The 16,965-nt window shown below is 39.5% G+C and carries 27 protein-coding genes; 11 read left to right on the top strand and 16 right to left on the bottom strand.

Annotation, left to right across the window (positions count from 1 at the left end; genetic code table 11):
* Positions 1-29: 29 nt before the first annotated feature.
* Entirely contained in the window at positions 30-866 is an 837-nt protein-coding gene (locus tag MKX34_RS11975) for a cupin domain-containing protein (RefSeq protein ID WP_256717644.1), read from the bottom strand.
* A 171-nt stretch (positions 867-1,037) separates the two neighbouring features.
* Here MKX34_RS11975 and MKX34_RS11970 point away from each other — a divergent pair, with 171 nt between their 5' ends.
* Complete coding sequence (locus MKX34_RS11970; RefSeq protein ID WP_081383996.1) at positions 1,038-1,895, top strand: alpha/beta hydrolase; 858 nt, start codon at positions 1,038-1,040, stop codon at positions 1,893-1,895.
* Between the two features lie 712 nt (positions 1,896-2,607).
* Here MKX34_RS11970 and MKX34_RS11965 read toward each other — a convergent pair.
* A complete protein-coding gene (locus MKX34_RS11965) occupies positions 2,608-3,108 on the bottom strand; it encodes a hypothetical protein (RefSeq protein ID WP_076100742.1) in 501 nt (166 codons plus the stop codon).
* A 209-nt stretch (positions 3,109-3,317) separates the two neighbouring features.
* Here MKX34_RS11965 and MKX34_RS11960 point away from each other — a divergent pair, with 209 nt between their 5' ends.
* Positions 3,318-3,587 carry an excalibur calcium-binding domain-containing protein gene (locus MKX34_RS11960; RefSeq protein WP_076105397.1) on the top strand — a complete coding sequence of 90 codons (270 nt, stop codon included), beginning with the start codon at positions 3,318-3,320 and terminating at the stop codon, positions 3,585-3,587.
* Between the two features lie 121 nt (positions 3,588-3,708).
* On the opposite strand, the gene MKX34_RS11955 is transcribed toward MKX34_RS11960, so the two are convergent.
* From MKX34_RS11955 to MKX34_RS11945, 3 genes are all read right to left on the bottom strand, one after another.
* Positions 3,709-4,902: a glycoside hydrolase family 9 protein gene (locus tag MKX34_RS11955; RefSeq protein WP_256717648.1), complete on the bottom strand. Its 1,194-nt coding sequence runs from the start codon at positions 4,900-4,902 to the stop codon at positions 3,709-3,711.
* A gap of 134 nt (positions 4,903-5,036) precedes the next feature.
* Positions 5,037-5,312, bottom strand: coding sequence for a YolD-like family protein (locus MKX34_RS11950; RefSeq protein ID WP_076139037.1), 276 nt, complete (start codon positions 5,310-5,312; stop codon positions 5,037-5,039).
* Between the two features lie 74 nt (positions 5,313-5,386).
* A complete protein-coding gene (locus MKX34_RS11945; RefSeq protein ID WP_076139038.1) occupies positions 5,387-5,584 on the bottom strand; it encodes a hypothetical protein in 198 nt (65 codons plus the stop codon).
* 73 nt (positions 5,585-5,657) lie between these two features.
* On the opposite strand from MKX34_RS11945, the gene MKX34_RS11940 reads away from it, so the two are divergent.
* From MKX34_RS11940 to MKX34_RS11915, 6 genes are all read left to right on the top strand, one after another.
* Entirely contained in the window at positions 5,658-5,882 is a 225-nt protein-coding gene (locus MKX34_RS11940; RefSeq protein WP_076139039.1) for a helix-turn-helix transcriptional regulator, read from the top strand.
* A gap of 226 nt (positions 5,883-6,108) precedes the next feature.
* Complete coding sequence (locus MKX34_RS11935; RefSeq protein WP_076139040.1) at positions 6,109-6,315, top strand: hypothetical protein; 207 nt, start codon at positions 6,109-6,111, stop codon at positions 6,313-6,315.
* Between the two features lie 84 nt (positions 6,316-6,399).
* Positions 6,400-6,780, top strand: a complete 381-nt coding sequence (locus MKX34_RS11930; RefSeq protein ID WP_076139041.1) for a PH domain-containing protein — start codon at positions 6,400-6,402, stop codon at positions 6,778-6,780.
* An 88-nt stretch (positions 6,781-6,868) separates the two neighbouring features.
* A complete protein-coding gene (locus tag MKX34_RS11925; RefSeq protein WP_076139042.1) occupies positions 6,869-7,348 on the top strand; it encodes a hypothetical protein in 480 nt (159 codons plus the stop codon).
* Between the two features lie 394 nt (positions 7,349-7,742).
* The gene (locus MKX34_RS11920) at positions 7,743-8,621 is read left to right on the top strand and encodes a hypothetical protein (RefSeq protein WP_076139043.1); all 879 of its coding nucleotides are present in this window, start codon (positions 7,743-7,745) and stop codon (positions 8,619-8,621) included.
* A gap of 232 nt (positions 8,622-8,853) precedes the next feature.
* On the top strand, positions 8,854-9,411 hold the full coding sequence (locus MKX34_RS11915) for a hypothetical protein (protein WP_076139044.1): 558 nt from the start codon (positions 8,854-8,856) through the stop codon (positions 9,409-9,411).
* Positions 9,412-9,768: 357 nt separating this feature from the next.
* Here the strand turns inward: MKX34_RS11915 and MKX34_RS11910 are convergent, their stop codons facing one another.
* The 4 genes from MKX34_RS11910 to MKX34_RS11895 form a co-directional block, all read right to left on the bottom strand.
* Positions 9,769-10,014, bottom strand: a complete 246-nt coding sequence (locus tag MKX34_RS11910) for a winged helix-turn-helix transcriptional regulator (RefSeq protein ID WP_076139045.1) — start codon at positions 10,012-10,014, stop codon at positions 9,769-9,771.
* Complete coding sequence (locus tag MKX34_RS11905) at positions 10,011-10,208, bottom strand: hypothetical protein (RefSeq protein ID WP_076139046.1); 198 nt, start codon at positions 10,206-10,208, stop codon at positions 10,011-10,013. The genes MKX34_RS11910 and MKX34_RS11905 overlap by 4 nt, the downstream gene beginning before the upstream one ends.
* A 244-nt stretch (positions 10,209-10,452) precedes the next feature.
* On the bottom strand, positions 10,453-10,623 hold the full coding sequence (locus tag MKX34_RS11900; protein ID WP_179088988.1) for a hypothetical protein: 171 nt from the start codon (positions 10,621-10,623) through the stop codon (positions 10,453-10,455).
* A gap of 842 nt (positions 10,624-11,465) precedes the next feature.
* Positions 11,466-11,804 (bottom strand): hypothetical protein, encoded by a 339-nt coding sequence (locus MKX34_RS11895; RefSeq protein WP_076139048.1) that lies wholly within the window; start codon positions 11,802-11,804, stop codon positions 11,466-11,468.
* Positions 11,805-12,014: 210 nt separating this feature from the next.
* On the opposite strand from MKX34_RS11895, the gene MKX34_RS11890 reads away from it, so the two are divergent.
* Positions 12,015-12,506: a hypothetical protein gene (locus MKX34_RS11890; protein ID WP_076139049.1), complete on the top strand. Its 492-nt coding sequence runs from the start codon at positions 12,015-12,017 to the stop codon at positions 12,504-12,506.
* Positions 12,507-12,664: 158 nt separating this feature from the next.
* Here MKX34_RS11890 and MKX34_RS11885 read toward each other — a convergent pair whose 3' ends face one another.
* Together MKX34_RS11885 and MKX34_RS11880 are read right to left on the bottom strand one after the other, a co-directional pair.
* Positions 12,665-12,889 (bottom strand): hypothetical protein, encoded by a 225-nt coding sequence (locus MKX34_RS11885; RefSeq protein ID WP_256717645.1) that lies wholly within the window; start codon positions 12,887-12,889, stop codon positions 12,665-12,667.
* 2 nt (positions 12,890-12,891) lie between these two features.
* Positions 12,892-13,521: a restriction endonuclease gene (locus tag MKX34_RS11880; RefSeq protein ID WP_256717646.1), complete on the bottom strand. Its 630-nt coding sequence runs from the start codon at positions 13,519-13,521 to the stop codon at positions 12,892-12,894.
* Positions 13,522-13,832: 311 nt separating this feature from the next.
* Between MKX34_RS11880 and MKX34_RS11875 the strand changes: the two genes are divergently transcribed.
* The gene (locus MKX34_RS11875; protein WP_143763758.1) at positions 13,833-14,480 is read left to right on the top strand and encodes a hypothetical protein; all 648 of its coding nucleotides are present in this window, start codon (positions 13,833-13,835) and stop codon (positions 14,478-14,480) included.
* 13 nt (positions 14,481-14,493) lie between these two features.
* On the top strand, positions 14,494-14,637 hold the full coding sequence (locus MKX34_RS11870) for a hypothetical protein (RefSeq protein ID WP_179089312.1): 144 nt from the start codon (positions 14,494-14,496) through the stop codon (positions 14,635-14,637).
* A gap of 62 nt (positions 14,638-14,699) precedes the next feature.
* On the opposite strand, the gene MKX34_RS11865 is transcribed toward MKX34_RS11870, so the two are convergent.
* The 5 genes from MKX34_RS11865 to MKX34_RS11845 all read right to left on the bottom strand — a co-directional run bounded on the left by MKX34_RS11865 (position 14,700) and on the right by MKX34_RS11845 (position 16,965).
* Positions 14,700-14,978, bottom strand: a complete 279-nt coding sequence (locus tag MKX34_RS11865) for a holin (RefSeq protein ID WP_076297110.1) — start codon at positions 14,976-14,978, stop codon at positions 14,700-14,702.
* A 3-nt stretch (positions 14,979-14,981) separates the two neighbouring features.
* A complete protein-coding gene (locus MKX34_RS11860) occupies positions 14,982-15,749 on the bottom strand; it encodes a M15 family metallopeptidase (protein WP_076297111.1) in 768 nt (255 codons plus the stop codon).
* Between the two features lie 2 nt (positions 15,750-15,751).
* The gene (locus MKX34_RS11855; RefSeq protein WP_339205051.1) at positions 15,752-16,147 is read right to left on the bottom strand and encodes a hypothetical protein; all 396 of its coding nucleotides are present in this window, start codon (positions 16,145-16,147) and stop codon (positions 15,752-15,754) included.
* Positions 16,148-16,240: 93 nt separating this feature from the next.
* The gene (locus MKX34_RS11850) at positions 16,241-16,375 is read right to left on the bottom strand and encodes a hypothetical protein (protein ID WP_256715915.1); all 135 of its coding nucleotides are present in this window, start codon (positions 16,373-16,375) and stop codon (positions 16,241-16,243) included.
* A gap of 50 nt (positions 16,376-16,425) precedes the next feature.
* Positions 16,426-16,965 (bottom strand): hypothetical protein, encoded by a 540-nt coding sequence (locus MKX34_RS11845; protein ID WP_339205048.1) that lies wholly within the window; start codon positions 16,963-16,965, stop codon positions 16,426-16,428.

Genomic DNA, 16,965 nt, shown 5'->3' with positions numbered 1-16,965 from the left:
AATCTAGAGTTCCGGGAGGTTTTTTTAGTTTACTCTTGGTTATTTGGATACGGGTAATGCGGCTGCTGCTGTACATAGGGTTGTTGGCGATAATGCTGATCATAACCCTGCGTATAGTACCCTTGCATCGGGTAAGGCTGATAATTAAAGGCTTGTGTAGCTGGAGGCATTTGTGAAGATATCGGGATGGGTTGTGCCTGCATATGAGCGTATGGATTCATATTTGGCTGCATATTAGGATGCATATTTGGTTTAACATTGGCTTGCATATTTGGGGCCATGTTAGGGGCCATATTAGGAGCCATATTGCTGCTGCCCATTACTTTATCTTCTTCGCAGCAGTCAGCAGGAGGGCCGATGAAGGTTCCCGGCTTGATTGGAGCAAGAGCTTCTTTTACCTTAGCTTCATTTAAGCAGTAAGTATGGGCTAATACATTTGCTGGGGTTTTGCTAAGAATATCCGAACCTAAAATGACCTCAGGAATAGGTGCGTCAAAAATCGCGAGCAGATGTGTATTATCCACAGTAGCTACCTCATAATGCCACCAGCCTTGCGGCACGTTTGCCACTTGACCCGGACAAATCGGAAAATGCAGAAGTTCATTTGTGAACGGATTGATTAAAGACACTACCGCTGAACCGCAGATACAATACACAAGCTCTGCAGCATTTTGATGATAATGAGGTTCCACAACATTTGATTTGCTAAGAAAAATATCCAGCAGCGATATGTTCTCAAGCGTGTTCAATTGTTTAATCGACAGCAAGTTAATGAAGTTGTTGGCATCTTTTTTAAAAAGTGTATTGGTGTTCACATCAAAAGTAAACTCTGTATTGGGGGACGTATAGTCCATGTATGAAGTCACTTTTTTTCCTGCCTTTCTGTTGCTATAAATTTTTGCTTTCCCTAAACACAAGATATGCGTTTGCCTATGCCTAGGTGCGGAGATTCACTACTCCTGATAAAAATTCATCTTTCTTTTCTAAACGGGGCATCCTCTAAGTATTACACTCTCACCCCACATAGGAGGCATAGTATGAAATCCATTCACACAAAAATAGTGTTAGCGTTATGTATCACTCTCTTTACAATTATGGGTTTCCAGCCTATGAATCTCAGCTCCACGGTTGAGGCCGCCAATAACAAAACATCATCGAAACAGGCGCCTCTTACATTTGTTCTAGTTCATGGGTCTTGGGCTACTGCTGGTTTTTGGGATCAAACGGCCGCCGCACTTCGCAGCTTAGGACACACCGTCTATACTCCGGAATATGCCGGTCATGGCGGGGACAAAAACAATAATGTAACGCATGCGCAAATTACACAATCTGTTGTCGACTTTATCAAGCAAAAAGACTTAAAGGATATCATTCTGCTCGGACATAGCTTTGGTGGATCGGTGATCCAAACCGTCTCTCAGCAAGTACCGGATCGGATCAAACGTCTGGTATTCTTCGATGCCTTCGTACCGCTGGATGGGCAAAGTCTGGCGGACCAATTTCCAGCTGATTCGCTTAAGTACTTTGAACAGCTAAGAGATACTTCCGGCAATAACACCATAACGCTCCCCTTTCCTCTCTTCCGGGATACATTCGTCAACACCGCCAGTCTTGCGGAAGCGCAAGCTTTTTATAAACAAGCTCCTCCTGAGCCAGCAAGTCCACTTTTCGAAAAGCTTGATCTCAAGAAATTCTACAGTCTCCAGATCCCCAAAAGTTATCTTTATCTAACGGAGGACACCGCGATACCGCAAGGTCCATACGGATTCCATCCTACACAATCCAGTCATTTAGGCGTCTTCCGCTTCATCGAGGGCAAAGGAGATCACATGACCACCGTTCGAACCGAACCCAAAATGCTGGCGGAATTGATGGTGAAGGCGGGAAGAGATTAGTCGCCTAACAGCTGGATAGTCTAGTAGCTGTTGTGGCTTGAGCTGGGGTTCGCGAGCTGGGCTGGTGACGTGAGCTGGGCTGGTGGCTCGAGCTGGGCTGGTGGCTCGAGCTGCGCTTTGTGATGTGAGCTGAGCTATGCGATGTGAGTTGCGCTGTGTAATGCGAGCTGGGCTATGCGACGTCAGTTGCGCTGTATGATATGAGCTGGGCTGGTGACGTATGCTACACTCTATAATGCAAGCTGGGCTTTGTGATGCTGAGTTGGCCTTCCACTCTGGGCTGAACATTGCGACTCCAAATACACTAGAGCTTGGCGGTGATCGGACCGAGGAGCTCTTATTTTCACAATTTCGGCGATTTAGCCATGCTATCGGACTCAGATGCAGCTATTCACCCAAAAGTACTCCTATAATGCGTGATTTCAGGGGAATAAGAGCCATACAGTCCGAAACTCTCGCCAGAACGATCATAATGCCAAAATAGCTGCAATACGGTCCGTAACGATGTCTGACGCGAGGTCTCTTAATTAATCACCAACGTAGGCTGATGATTTGTGACTCGAGCTGGCATTGCCACTCTGGGCTGAACATTGTCACTGATGATTTGTGGAGAAACAGACCGCGTGGACTGAACGATTGTGCTTTCGAATCAAAAAAAGAGCAAGCGTATGGGAATCCCCTAATACGCTTGCTCTTTTTATCCATAACATACCTACTTCCTAGGCAATCCGCCACGCGGCAGCTCAGGGTCCGATGTCACTCCGGTAATCACCCAGCTATTCTTCTCTTGCACAAGTGAGATTGTCAAAAATATAGAAGGTGCTGGTCCACTTGAAGTCGCAGTATCCAAACGCATTTCTATGACCTCTGAGTTCTTGTTAATTATCGTTTCTTTAGTGACCTCGTAGTTCGTGATCCAGGGGCTGGAGACACCCGTTACCCAGTTTAGTTCAACAAACCGCGGATACATAATCTTTTTGAATTCTTTAGAGAAGATCGAATATTGAATCGAGGCATTCCGATGCTGTAATCCGAACCCGTATAGCTCTGATGCTTGAATTGCAGAAGGTAATATAATGCGCTTGGACTCCGGAGCTGGCTTGGGCATAGCCGATAGCAGTTCTCCATTAACGCGAGTCATAGTAACGGGGGCTGATGCACCCAAGGCCATTCCCGGCAGAAGCAACAACCCTGCAATTAGAGCAGTCGCCATTTTCTTTTTGCTAATTAGAATCACCTCATTCGTAGCCTGTTCACTACATGTGAATTGAATCTAATTATTCCCCCACTTCACTCATAAATATGTACACTGTTTCCAAATCCACCAATAATGTATACCTCAATGAATTAAACTGGTAATATAAAACACATACGATACTACGCAATCATCAATTCCATTAGATTTTTATAGGAGATGTTCTCATGAAAAAAATCTTAAACATTTGTCTAGCAGCAGGCCTGCTACTCACTCTATCCGTCGGTACCTTAAATACAGCAAGCGCAGAATCCAAGGTCAAAACCTACAAAAACTGCTCGGAGCTAAACAAAGATTACAAAGGTGGAGTTGCTATTTCCAGCTCAACCAAGAACAAAGGCGGCAAAACGAAAAATAAACCCTATGTATCGAAAGAACTCTATAATGCCAATAAAAAAAGCGACCGTGACAAAGACGGAATCGCTTGTGAGAAATAGGCTTAACCTTGCTCAATCATTTGCTTGAGCCTTAGATCCCGCGTGAATATCGCATTTCAACTATAAAAAAGAGAAAGACATCCAGATCCAGGACGCCTTTCCCTATTCGAACTATTGCTTTTTATTGATTAAACCGGGCCACAACAAACACCGCAGGTGAATTCCAATAGATCGTCACTTCATTCGTAGAATAGCTAAGCTCATGATCGACAAAGCACTGCGCAGCTGGTTTTCCCTGTAAATGCTCAACTACATATTCATCATGCAGCCCACGATCTGGCCCCCCTGACACCAATCCTGGCACCGGATCAGCCACTTGGTCACCTACAGAAGGGCGATGATGCGGATTCATCACGGCATGATCCCCAAATCCGGTAACATAGCTGATATCCAATACGTTACGCCCCATCAGATAATGTAGATGATCTAAGGCACAGTCCGCAAAACCGGAGTCTCCACTAAAATATTCAGCCGCCAGCAGCAGCATTGCATTGTTCATTACAAGCATATTACTGCCCCAGATATAGTCCTCCTCTTTTAAAGAGATCCTATAGCCCTCCTCACGACTCTGTTCCACTAATCGTTGCGCCTCAGCAACAAGCCCTTCTTTTAACGAGACATATAAAGCACGTTCTGCTTGCTCCTCACCATTTAACAGATAAGCAATAGTGCCATAGCCCCCCATATCACCCCAGCCTAAACTGTATTTTGGAAAAGCCAGCTGCACTAGCTGGAGAACAGCTTGATGATACTCCTCTTTCCCTGTCGTACGATACAGCTCCGCCGCTGCCCAATACCGCTCGTCCTTATCGACTCCATCCCCGTATTCTCCAGTGCTAATCTCAGGCGGATTCGTAAAACCGGGTACATCTGGATGCTGAACAAGCCATTCCCATGCTGCCCCTGCAGCATCCAGACATTTCCGCGCATAAGCAGCATCAAAAGACTCGTACACTCTTGCAGCCATAGCCATAACCCCAGCAAAATCTCCAGTAGCAGTAGCAGATATTGGTGAGAAGTACAGATCCGCTGTATCGTCCTCAGGCATAACATCCAGTCCAGGAAAGCTTAGCGTAGTCAGTTTATGGTATACACCACCTGTTGCGGAGTCTTGCATTTTAAACAACCAATCGAGCTCCACCTTGCATTCCAGCAGCACATCTGGCGTAGATCCATCACTTTCAGGCAATGGGATAGCGCTTACAAAAGCCGAGGGATATAATTCATATGCAAGCAGCATATCCGCGATAGCTTTCGCTCCGGGACCGCTATATTTTCCATAATCACCTGCATTATGGCACTGTTGTCCGGCGATTACATTAATTATTTTATTAGCATAGTGACGCGGTTTTTAATTCCAGTGTGTACATTGTTTACATCAAAAAAAGTATCTGATTTTTAATTATTGTGGGAAAGATGTGGGAAAGTCCACAAAGTAAAGACCCGGGATTATTCCCCCGGGTCATCCACTTTAAGAATATCTTTAAACGGTATTTTAACGGTGTCATCGTATCCCCTTCGAATATGTATGCGTTGTGTCTGGCCATCTAATTCAATGACTTCTCCTTTGAATGGTTCACGTCTCCAAGCGGAGATAAAGATTGGTTTGTGACTTTCCTGTGCTTCTCTTAATTTTTCTGCAATCTCTTCTTGCGTAAACTCATCGAGTTTTGGGCGGATATTTTCAGTCTGTTTGCTTTTTGACGGCTTAGGAACGGCTGCCATGAGTATCACCCTTTCATGTATGATAATTGGATTATACACGAACCTATGTTCCTATTTCAATATCCTATATATTCCTAATTGTAGGAATTTGGTTTAAAGGATTCTTGTAGAATGCTTTCAAACTCAATAAATTCACCAATAACAGAACGAAACTCGTCTATAAAATTTTCTTGTTGAGGCAAACTTTCCTTTTCAAGATCCCAGAGTAGTATCATTAAGTCCGATTTTAATTTTGCAGCGAATGATAAATCGTTCAAATCAATTCGTCTCATTTCCTCACCTCATGATGTATAGTGTGTTATAATTCCTTCGAAATCATCAACTTAATCGAAGGGGCTTACCGCAGTGATCAGATCCTTCCGTGGGAACTGTCTGCTGCAATCTATTCTGAACAGCCAAGAAATGACTCCTGCAGAATTTGCCCGCCGAAGCGGTTGGTCTTCACGTATGGTTTATTATTGGTGCGACAATAGTAAACCTATGAGTGTTGAGGCCATGCATACTGCTTCGTTAATTCTAGGCGTTCCTATGGAGGCATTATATACTTGGAAGGTCGTTGAGAAAGATTGAACAGGCAGGGCGACTTTGGTCGCACTCCCTCGGATAAAAAACGAACCTATAGGTTCGTAAATGATCTTACGTGCATTGTAATATCTTTAATGTCAAATTACTGTCGCTATATGTCGAAATGACTATCGGTAATTAAATACAAACTTTAACAGTTAAGACCATATTCATATAACAACGATATTTAATAGTACGAAGTAAGGAAAATCAACCTTAGGGGATGGAAGAAGTGAAAATCGAAGAGTTAAAACTTGGCGTTCGGGTCCGTATCAAAAACGGTTTCCATATCAATAAGATCGGTATTGTTATAGCTAAAGGAACACAAACTGTCTTGCTAGATATTGATGAGCCGTTACTTATTAGTGTGCTGCCAGCATATCTAGAAACAGCACCTGAGAATCCATTACCACCAGGATGGGAAGAAGTAAAGATATAAAGAGGCTTCACTCACAGAATAATATAGTAAGTTTTTCCTCGTTTTGATAGACTAATCTTTATAAAGCCTTAGGAGGATTAGTTTATGTCTAATAGCGAAGAATTAGTTTTATGGGAAGGCAAACCTGCTGGTATCTCGGATCGATTAAAGGAAAAAGCAAAACTCGGTATTCTTAACAATACGACCTACAAAATCACGACTCAGCGGATAATCATAGAGTCCGGTCTCATTGGGAAAAATATTGAGGAAGTTGAACTTCTTCGAGTACGGGATTTATCCGTAAAACAGTCTCTCAAAGATAAATTGATTGGTGTAGGGTCAGTCACAGTATTCTCCGATGACATTTCTAATTCTTCAGTTATATTCGAAGACATTCAAGATGCTCATAAAGTTAAAGATATAATTCGCAAGGCGGTTCGTGAAGAGAAGTCTGCTCATAATATTAGTTATCGCGAAAACCTGTAAAAGCTTATAAAACAAAAAATCAATACAACTTTCACCATAACAGTAAACCTGTTATAGTGTCCCTATATTCTAATGGAGGTAAATCATCATGGAAAACATCATTGATGAAAACACAGTATTAAGACACTACTTTCCACTTCCAGCACATCTTTATTATATGGATATCGATTGTTTAAAAACCGTGGCTCATGAAGAAGAACGAGGACACAATTTAACGGGGCTTATAAATGCTCTATACATCCAAGGTCATTTAGATCTTGATCGTTTATTAAACTGTACTCGGAAAGAAATATATCAGGCACGGAGAATAGGTGCTAAAAAGCAAGTACTTCTACTTAATTTACTAGAACGGATTTCTGCAGATCCCAAGATAATAGAAAATCACAAAATCCCCCCAACGATAACAATACACACTGAAAAAGATATCGGGGAATTAACCTTAAAGAAAATCATTGGAAAATATAAAGAAACACACGTAGATTCATTAAAGCTTGAAGAAACAAATGAAAAGGAAGTTCGGTTAAAAAACATTAAAAATAGGCTCCGTGAAATGGGAATGATTCAATAACTAATCCTTTCAACAACATAGAAATATTTCTCTTGCCAGTTATAAGTTATACTCGTTAATAAGACGGTACAGGCGGTGCCTGGTTTAAAACCAATTAAAATACCCCGAGGACACCCGGGGTATTTTAATATCTATATTGTTCAATTTTCCCAACCATATCAGTTCTGGTCTTCCTCTAAGAAGTCTAAATACAATTTATAATGGTTGTCGATCCGTTCACATCACAATGTCATACGATTTTTTATATAATGTCACTATATTCACACTATCTATTCTAGATCAATACCAAACCCCTAGTTTAGATGTTATTCCATGAAAATACATAGTAATAATTACCTGATTCTGATAGACTATTCCGTGGCGATAATTATCATTTTTTAGGAGGATATAGAAAATGTGGATGACAGTGGGGTTATTAAGTTTTTTAGCAAGTGTTGTTTTGGTTGTAATGGGATTGATTTATTTAATTAAGAAGAAAAAAACGAAAAAGTTATTCTTATCAGCCTTGGCGTGCTTTGCAATTTTTATAATTGCTGTATCAGTTGATTCATCTAATGACGCCGAAACAGCTGCTGAAACACCAACTTCTGCAAATACTAATGGAGAAGCAAAAACAGTTAGCGCAAATCAAGACTCTAAAAATACAACAGCAGAAGATACTACAAAAGAAGCTGAAAAGAAAGCCAAAGAAGAAGCAAAAGTGAAAGCAGCAGCTGAAAAGAAGGCTGCTAAGGAAGCAGAAGAAAAAGCCCAAGCAGAGGCTGATGCTAAGGCTAAAGCAGAGGCTGAAGAAGCTGCTAAGAAATCACAGGCAGCTCTCGTCATGACTCAGGTTGTCACCAACCTCACAGAAGGCGCATCCGAATTAGATGATAGGACTCGTGAATACTTGGTGAGTAACTTTGATCTATTTCCTGCTGTTAGCGCAGAAACTAAAAGTAAAGCAGCTGCTGAAGTTGATCCAACTATTACCTCTCGTCATTTATTTAAAAACATCTCACCTTACTATGCAAAGATGATCGAAGTATCTGGGGAAGTGGTTCAAATTTCAGAGGAAGAAACAGACTTTGGAACTCTCGCGGCTATACATATCATGAACGATAATGGAGATTCCATTATGGGTATTTATCTAAATTCTACTGGAGATATCCTTGATGGTGATTACGTTACATTTAAGGGTGTTCCTACTGCAGCCTATTCTTTTGCTAACGTAGGTGGAGGCACAACTAATGCCATCTTACTAACGGTGTCTACTATTCAAAAAGTTCAATAAAAATAGCCCTGGGGAAACCTAGGGCTTCTCTGTATACTTGCACCTACTACATCTTATACTTTGTTGAATCCTGATAGGTATTTTACCAATACATGATTCACCTAGTCATTTTAATGAATTTTAATAATTCTTCCAGCACTCAATGTCACCGTCATCGACGACTAAGCCCCTCCAGTATAATCACTAACTAGAGGAATGTAAAAATACAATTATATGTAGGAGCTGTTTTAAAATGAAAACGTTAACGACATTCCTTGGGTTCTTTCTTTTGTTGAACTCATTGATAATCCCAGTAAGCGCTCAATCTCCCACCCAACACGCAAAAGATATTGTAATCAAGAAATATCCTAATGAAAAGATCCTCTCATTAAAAACAGTAGATCTAAACAACGACAAGAAAAATGAATCCATTATTTTAACAGACTCAGGGAACCTATTCTTCCTAAATTCCAAAGATGTTTTAGTTCTAATTAATACAGGTGTAGCTTATGAGGAAGAAGATTTGGAGATTAAGGTTCTTCCAGCTTCCAGCAAAGAAAAACATGTCGCAATTGTAGTGGATACACCACCTTCTACCGTGGTGTATGTATACCGACTCGAAAACGGTACTCTAGTACAAAAACTTCATTTCATTGCAGACATCGGAGTAGACTTCGAAAAGAACGGTGAAATACGTCAAGTATGGAAAAAATATCGGCAAAACGGAGGATGGGATATAGTTTCAGGAACTTTTACTTGGGATACAAAAACTAATAAATATAAGGGTTCAGGTAAGTATATTCTTAAATAAGCAGAAGCCTCAGAGGAAACCCTGAGGCTTTATTATGTAATAGCTCCAATTACATCGTCTATCATTATCCATTCCCAGTCATCATCATGGAGAAATTTAATCTATCCTAATTGACAGTCTACCCTCATCACTATGCCATGTATTTGTATATCCTCGATCACATTAAACACCGTTAATGTGATGGGACTGCAATCTTCTAATGATTGAGCTAACACCTGTGAGATCTCCACTAATGCTCGGGGATCTAAATCAGGCTTTGATCGCACCTCTTTTTTTCAACGAATCGTCCAGAATCCTATTTTTATGCTCAGCATTATCATCCGACTTCCCTCCCAAAGACCATCACCCTCAAGTTTCTTACGCTGTTGTGATTTCATTGTCTCCGTCGACTCCCCTAATGACTCTCAACGCTCGCGGCATGTTCTTACCTCTCTGTATGTACCCCTTAATCTCTAAACGCTCCATATGCGCATGTATTACCGCTGTAGATGACAATCCTACCTCCTTGGCAAGTTCACGTAACGTTGGTGGATAGCGATTGATTTCGATCATCTTAATTAATGATCTGAGTATTTCTTTTTCTTTATCTGTTAATGGCTTCATGCAATTGCTCCTTTATCACTTGGCTGCCAAGCTAATATATTTACCATTAGAAACACTCTTGGCGCTCCTGTATTTAAGCATGTTGCACGGATTTTTCCGTCCTTTATACCTTTTACCTCAATCTTACGCTGAGTGATCTTGCCGACTTTATCTAAGTAAACAATTTCAACGGTTTGACCAATCCGAATATGCACGCTGATAACCCCCCAAAATAAGAACGTTTGTTTGTATTATAACCAAACATACGTTCTTGAATCAAGCGAATACATATTAATCTATTGGGATTAAAAAAAATAAATAATTCTCCATCATTTAATTACAAATATCTTTTATAAAGATTAAAAAACTCGCCTATACTCAGGCGAGTTTAAAGGTGAAGGAGTCTTAAAAAGGGGTTACTTATATCCTATGTAAACAAAACAACTGGGTTCTTGATGATCATGAACCTTTTTGTCTATCCCCTTCGTTAGAAAACAAGAAGATCACAATAGCATTGAATACTACAGCAAGCAAATATGTTGGTTTTCCTGTTAAAGCAAATAAGAATCCAAATGAAATCATTATGGACCAACTAAGAAAGGCATTGAGTTTGAGAAGTTCATTACTCATAATTACCTCTTCCTTTCAAGCGAACGTTATTGTATATATATTCCCAGCCTATCTTCTTTCTATGCATACAAATTTTTTCTGTATCAAAACTATATATTCAAGCCATAGAATAAAACTGGACACTCAATGCGAAGGTTGACGGAGTATTCTTGTCTTTACTCTAAACTAAAATCATAGTTGGATGCCTCGAGCGGTAGCTATCTCGATAGATTCTTACGTATAGCCTTCTAATATGGACTCTAACCCAAGAATTTTTCAATCATATTTGTTTTAAAGTTCTAGATAAATGCCATTGCCCAAAGTCAGCTCTTCGTTAGAAAGTTGTGCTTCTCTATGTATGTAGTACTCAAACAATCACTTCTAAAATAAAAATATAAACACTAATACTCCTAGAATAATTACTCCGACGTTAATCACACAAACGCCTTTTCTCTTCTTTAAATAGTAGTAGCCCCCGTTATATATGAGCGTACCGCATAATGACACAATTGACCAGCAATACCATTGCTGAACATGTGGAACATTGTACTTTAATAATATGAACAGATTTATAACAACCGTGGCCACTGTAAAGCAAATTCCAAAAAATAGGAGTTGATTTTTCATTTCATCGCTCCTTAAGTCAAAAATGCCCCGTCTAGTTTGATGGGCGTCCTTCCGAATCTTATTAAGATATTATATTCTTTTCGAAACCGTTTGCAAACGATCTACTGTTAATGTAATTTAAAGATTTCGAACATCCCACCGACCACTTAAGGTTGGTGGGAAATTTTTATAATCCTTTAAAATTCACCTATAACTTATTCGCATGTTGACTACAGAGTAATCATTAACATATTCCACTAAATTTCCGAAACCCGAATAACCTTATACCTTGAATTTTCCTTTTCTAAATCAACTCTAATTTTTTTGGTTTGATTGTCTTTGAAAAGATTCCCCTCAACAGTAAGACTCTTACCATTTATCTCACAAACTTTTTTAGGAAAGAAACCCCAATCCGAACCAAATTGTTTTGATATAGAGCTATTGATTTCTTCAAAGAGGATAGATAATGTGTATGTTCGTATGTCTTTTACTGGATCTTCAATATGATCTCCTGGCGTAGCTAAACAAATTCGACCTACACTCATAGTTAGGAACAAAGTCGACAGAATCACAAGTAATTTCATTTTGAATTTCAATTTGATCACCTCTTCTTTATCTATAGTTAGCAATAACAAGAAATTTAATGCACAAGTTTTATTCTGTAGGTGATACTAAATAATCAAGACGTAAAAAATCTAAATTCAACAATAATTTACATTATTTTATGATCAATTATACCTATATACAAATAAATGTAATATTTTATAATAAAATAGAATAAAATAACATTTTGGGGAGAGTGTAAAATGAAGAATAAACTAAGTTTAGTACTAATGACAGTATTATTTTTTGTGATTTTATTACCATCTCATTCATCCGCAGCTGAAGATATCGCACCCGTAACTGATGATGTTACCGCAGTTGTAAATACAAGTTCTCCTCCAGCTGACATTTCACCTTTATCTCAGGATACCTTCAGTTATGAATTTTCTAGTAACTTTTATACCCCTACATTCCATGTCTATAATCCCAATACCAATATCACAGTTAATCTTACAAGTACAAGCACTTATGATTCTAATGATGGTGTATTTAAGGTTTCTTTAGAAAAATGTGATAAATCAGGATCAATTGTTTGTACATGGAAAAGTTTATTGACTGCTGCTGCCCCTTCGGATGGTGCCTGGACTGTTCTTTTCCCAGGCGGGTTTGAAACAGGAGATTATAGAATCAGATTACATGGAATTCTGCCTGGTGGGTATACTGTAAAGGGTTATGCCCAATATATATGGTATTAAACCCAGCCTCATGAATTTGCTGATAACACCCATTTCTTCGAAGCGAAAAGAACATAAATGTTAAAATCTCCACCTAATGTTCAGACCTACGTTCTAAAATGTCAGTATGAAAAATACCCCATCTACCTTAATGTAGATGGGGTATTTTTCATACGCGATTATGCCAAAATCATTCTAAATTCAAATTCACTTCTCATATAATAAGCATCCGCGACTTTAACACTAACAGGACTCCATTTCTGAATCGAGCCACCACAATCAACTATACACCCTGCCAGATCACCACGGCGTTCAAGTATATCTACGTGTGACTGTGACAAAGCAGCCGTAAGAAATTCAGAGTCTGTCTTTAGGACTTTGTATATATTACTCAATACGATCACTCCTATTTATTCTTCGTGACCAGTCGTTTTTCCGCCTTAAAATCCTTCTTAATAACTTTATTACTATTCATATAATTATCCCATGAATCTAGTATAATTCTCGGTTCCGACTCAATGATATCTTTTGCTTTATTTATCTCTCCTGACTTAAATAAGTCCATGATATTAATGAGATCACTGCGATTATGTAATTTCACTGCGTTATAACCAGCAAGTTCTTCACATGCTGATGTATATTGATTTGAGGATATCACCATGGACTTCTTAGCTCGGTAATATCTCATCGAACCATAAACCTCTTGAACAGCTCCTAATCCTACCGGATTCGAATACCTTTTGGCCTGAACAACATTTCGATATCCTTCACGATCAGTAAAAACTAAATCAGAACCGAAATCTCTGCTCCCTCTGGTTTTATATGCATCATTGTACCCCAGCGCTAAAAACAAACGATACAGGTATTCTTCGAAATCAGAACCATCTTCCATACGGTCAATGTCCTTAATTGAGATCTTAAGAGGATCAATCACCGTATTTTTAGGATACCCCTTATTCCTCTTTGACAAAAAAACAGAAACTATAATTGCTGTAATGATAATAATCAATATCATGATGACAACAAGCTTTAGCAATATACAAACCTCCTAGAAAATAAAAAAAGAGACCTGGCGGTTACTGATCCACGAGGTCTCTTGTAGATACTACCGGATCGCACTGTCGGTGCTTCCGAACTGTGTATTCTACACTATAATTCATTTGGAACATTATGTATATGCACTCTATATCACTGTAAGATAATTTTTCCTGTCGATAGCCTCTTCCATACTGGAACAAAGCATCTTTAGTTTCAATTCTACATTATTACATTTTTATTCCAAACTAGGAGGAATTCAATAGAAAAATGTCGAAATATTTCTTACAGATTTTGAGGGGGAGAGTACTATTGGATTATCCATGGTGGATTGTGCTTAAAGACATATTAGGGGTTTTATACAGTCTTTCAGGAATTGTACTGATAATTGGTGTCTTCGTCGGTATAGGTCAATTAAAATTATTAAAAAAGGATCTTGATATAAGAAATAGGCGCCTAGCTGTAGAAACCAGCCTTCAATATCTAAATATTTATGCTACCGAAATTATTCCTGAATATGAGAAATATGCTAGAGAATTTAAAAAAGAGGTCCCAAAACCTTCAACAAGTGATCATTTATTTGACGGTAGCTTTAATCTTTCCTTGGATCAATTCTCTAAAGAATTATTAGCAGAATCGATTATCAAACAAAAATTAGGGTTAATTAGTATATATAATCGATATGAATTTTTCGCAACAGGAATACTGAACAAACTTACTGATGAAGACCTAGTTTTTATACCTACTGGTAAAGATTTCTGTGAAACAATTCGAAATGAACACTTGGTAATTTCCCTATTTCGCAATTTAGGAACTCCTTATAAGAACACAATTGAATTGTATCATAAATGGCAAGATCGGATTGATATTGAAATCCTTGAGTTGCAAAAACAAGAAGCAGACGCTAAGATAAGGGAAAAGGGAGACTCCTACAAAAGTTCTCCGCCTATAGGATTTTAAGGAGGGAATTACATTGAAGGAAGAATTAATGAAAAAGAATTTCGAAGAATTAATTGAGATACTCTATAAATCCATTAAAGACTCGAAGGAAGATATACCATTTTTAAATTATTATGAACGCACTGCGGAAACCCAAAAAGAACGAGTAGTTTGCTAAAATATAATTAAAAATAAAAAGCGACCTTGATTTCAATAGGGTCGCTTTTTTTTCAGTTTGATTTATCCCTTCGTTGTACCATCCCTCTTACTAAACGCTAATTCAAATAATCCCGTTGCTGATAGTCCCGCTAGGCCGCCCGACCATAATCTAAGCACTAAGCCTAACTCTGTAAACGGATATGCAGCCGCGCCGATCAACAGGCCGATAACTAATCCTATCAAGGGCAATATATTTTTAGGCACGTTAAACGAAGTCTTCACGAACTGTACTCCTGTCAACACAAAAACGGCGATCACCGAGGCGAACGCCAGTACATTAGTTAGGTTTTCATTGTCCATAAATTATTTATCTCCCTTCGCAAATAATCCCATATTGTACAACATTTGAATTACATTAAGTTCTAGTTTTGATTTTTCTGCTGATGTTGTAATCGCTCCAGCCGCTTTAGCAGCTGTAATAGCCTCACTATAATTGATGGCATATGTTTCCTTGCCCGAGATGTTTAATCGCTTTTCTACGTCCATTAGGCGCTCATCCTGTTTCGCTATGATTGCTTCTAACTCCTCAATTTTACTCATGTCTTCCTTTACCTCCTCTTTTAGTCGATCTATAATAGCCGTTGCTTTTGCCATTGCTGTTTCAGATGGCTTGATACCAGCTCTCAGCTGAGTAAGTGTTAAACCAAAGACCATTTGAAAATGCGGATAATCCTTAAATGATGTCCAGTCACCGCCCCAATCAAAGCCGAGCTTCTTAGCCTCTTCCACTACTTCAATCCAGTCTTTGATGTTGTTTTCGTTGTAGTCTCGGTTCATATCCCATGAGACACTGGATCCATTTGGCAGCAGCAAAGCGAAATCAACAGCCAAACCAAAATTGTGATAACTATACCCGCCTTTAGCATTAGTCACGATAGATCCGGGTTTTGTACGCCCTTGTGCATAGAGAGCGTCTTGCTCCGCAATAGTTCGTAAACCTTGAGTGATAAGAATAGGCACTCCCCGAGAGTAACAGCGTTCAATTAAAATAGTTGCAGCAGCCAATACAACCGGATGCAACCCTATCAATCTCGCAGATGATTTACTCTTTACTTGATCTAGTGTAAGCATATTTACCTCCCTAAAAATTGGTTAGCCACAATCACGCCAATGGTAATACCAATGATGTACTTAACAAAATCAAGCCACATTTTACGCTCTGATCCACTATCCTTATTAGCTTGCTGTAATAGCATGAATATCTTATTTTCTAGAGAATCAAATTTCCCCATGATCTCACCAAACTTAACTTCCATTTTTATTGTGGATTTCTCCATTTGTAAAATGCTCTCTTCGTGTCTCAGACCGGCTTCAAGTAAGTTCATTTTTGCATTAGTATTGGCTAGGTCTGCGGATATTCGCGCAAATTCACTTGAAAGACCGAGTAAGCCCTTTTCAACATCTTCCAATCGGTGCATCGGCATTACATCACCGCCCCCTCCTCCTTGGTTTGCTCCCCCAATGGACATAAAACAACTCCCCTCTCTATCTATTGATCAATATAAATAGCCCCCGGAGATCCGAGGGCAAAAGAAAAACGCCTCGATGGGCGCTGATTTTATTTATTCTTCTTCAGCAAGGAATTCAAGTCCGCTATCAACCAAAATTTCTTTTACTCCTGGTCTCAAAGTAGATGGAACCTCAATATATTTGGTCTTACCTAAGATTACGCGTTGTGCGAAAAACATAGCCATCATGATGTCACCCCCTCTCCTCTTTGACATGAACCAGTAAAAAATGCGGGCTATCATTGGTATATCTGCATTGCCATTTCAGCAATGATGTCCTCGATAAAATCGGCACGTTCAGTTATTGCGTTGTTCTGTGCCTTTAAGAGCATGTTCTCTTTTTTTAACATCTCAATTTCTGAGAGCTCACCGGGCTTTGTCAACTCCGCAATCTCTTCTGGTGTTAAGCCTTCGACCCAAAGGTTATCAGGTTGTACCGGAGGTGTGTAAACTGGCTCAGGACCTTGTTTCTCACCCTCCGCCCATTGCTCCCGCCAATCATGCAGCTCGTCGGCATAGTCGCTCTGTGCCTCTAGTACAACGTCCTGCCACGCATTCCAAGCAACTAAATCAAAGTGTGGCTTATATAGTCCAGCAGGTACAGGTACAGCCACACGATAGCCGACAAGCACTGGCTCCGGTGTTTCGTTTGCTGGCGTGTCGTGATCGTACTCGGACGTCGGAATCTCATAAAGCGGCGTGACTCCGAACTCAGTATCAGAGACAATCGTCACGTCTGTGTATAGCCCATTAGTATCTGTTATGATTGCTTCTTTCAT

Source organism: Paenibacillus sp. FSL R5-0636 (assembly GCF_037974255.1).
Classification (GTDB): domain Bacteria; phylum Bacillota; class Bacilli; order Paenibacillales; family Paenibacillaceae; genus Paenibacillus_AQ; species Paenibacillus_AQ odorifer.
This window is presented reverse-complemented; position numbering and strand designations above follow the sequence as displayed.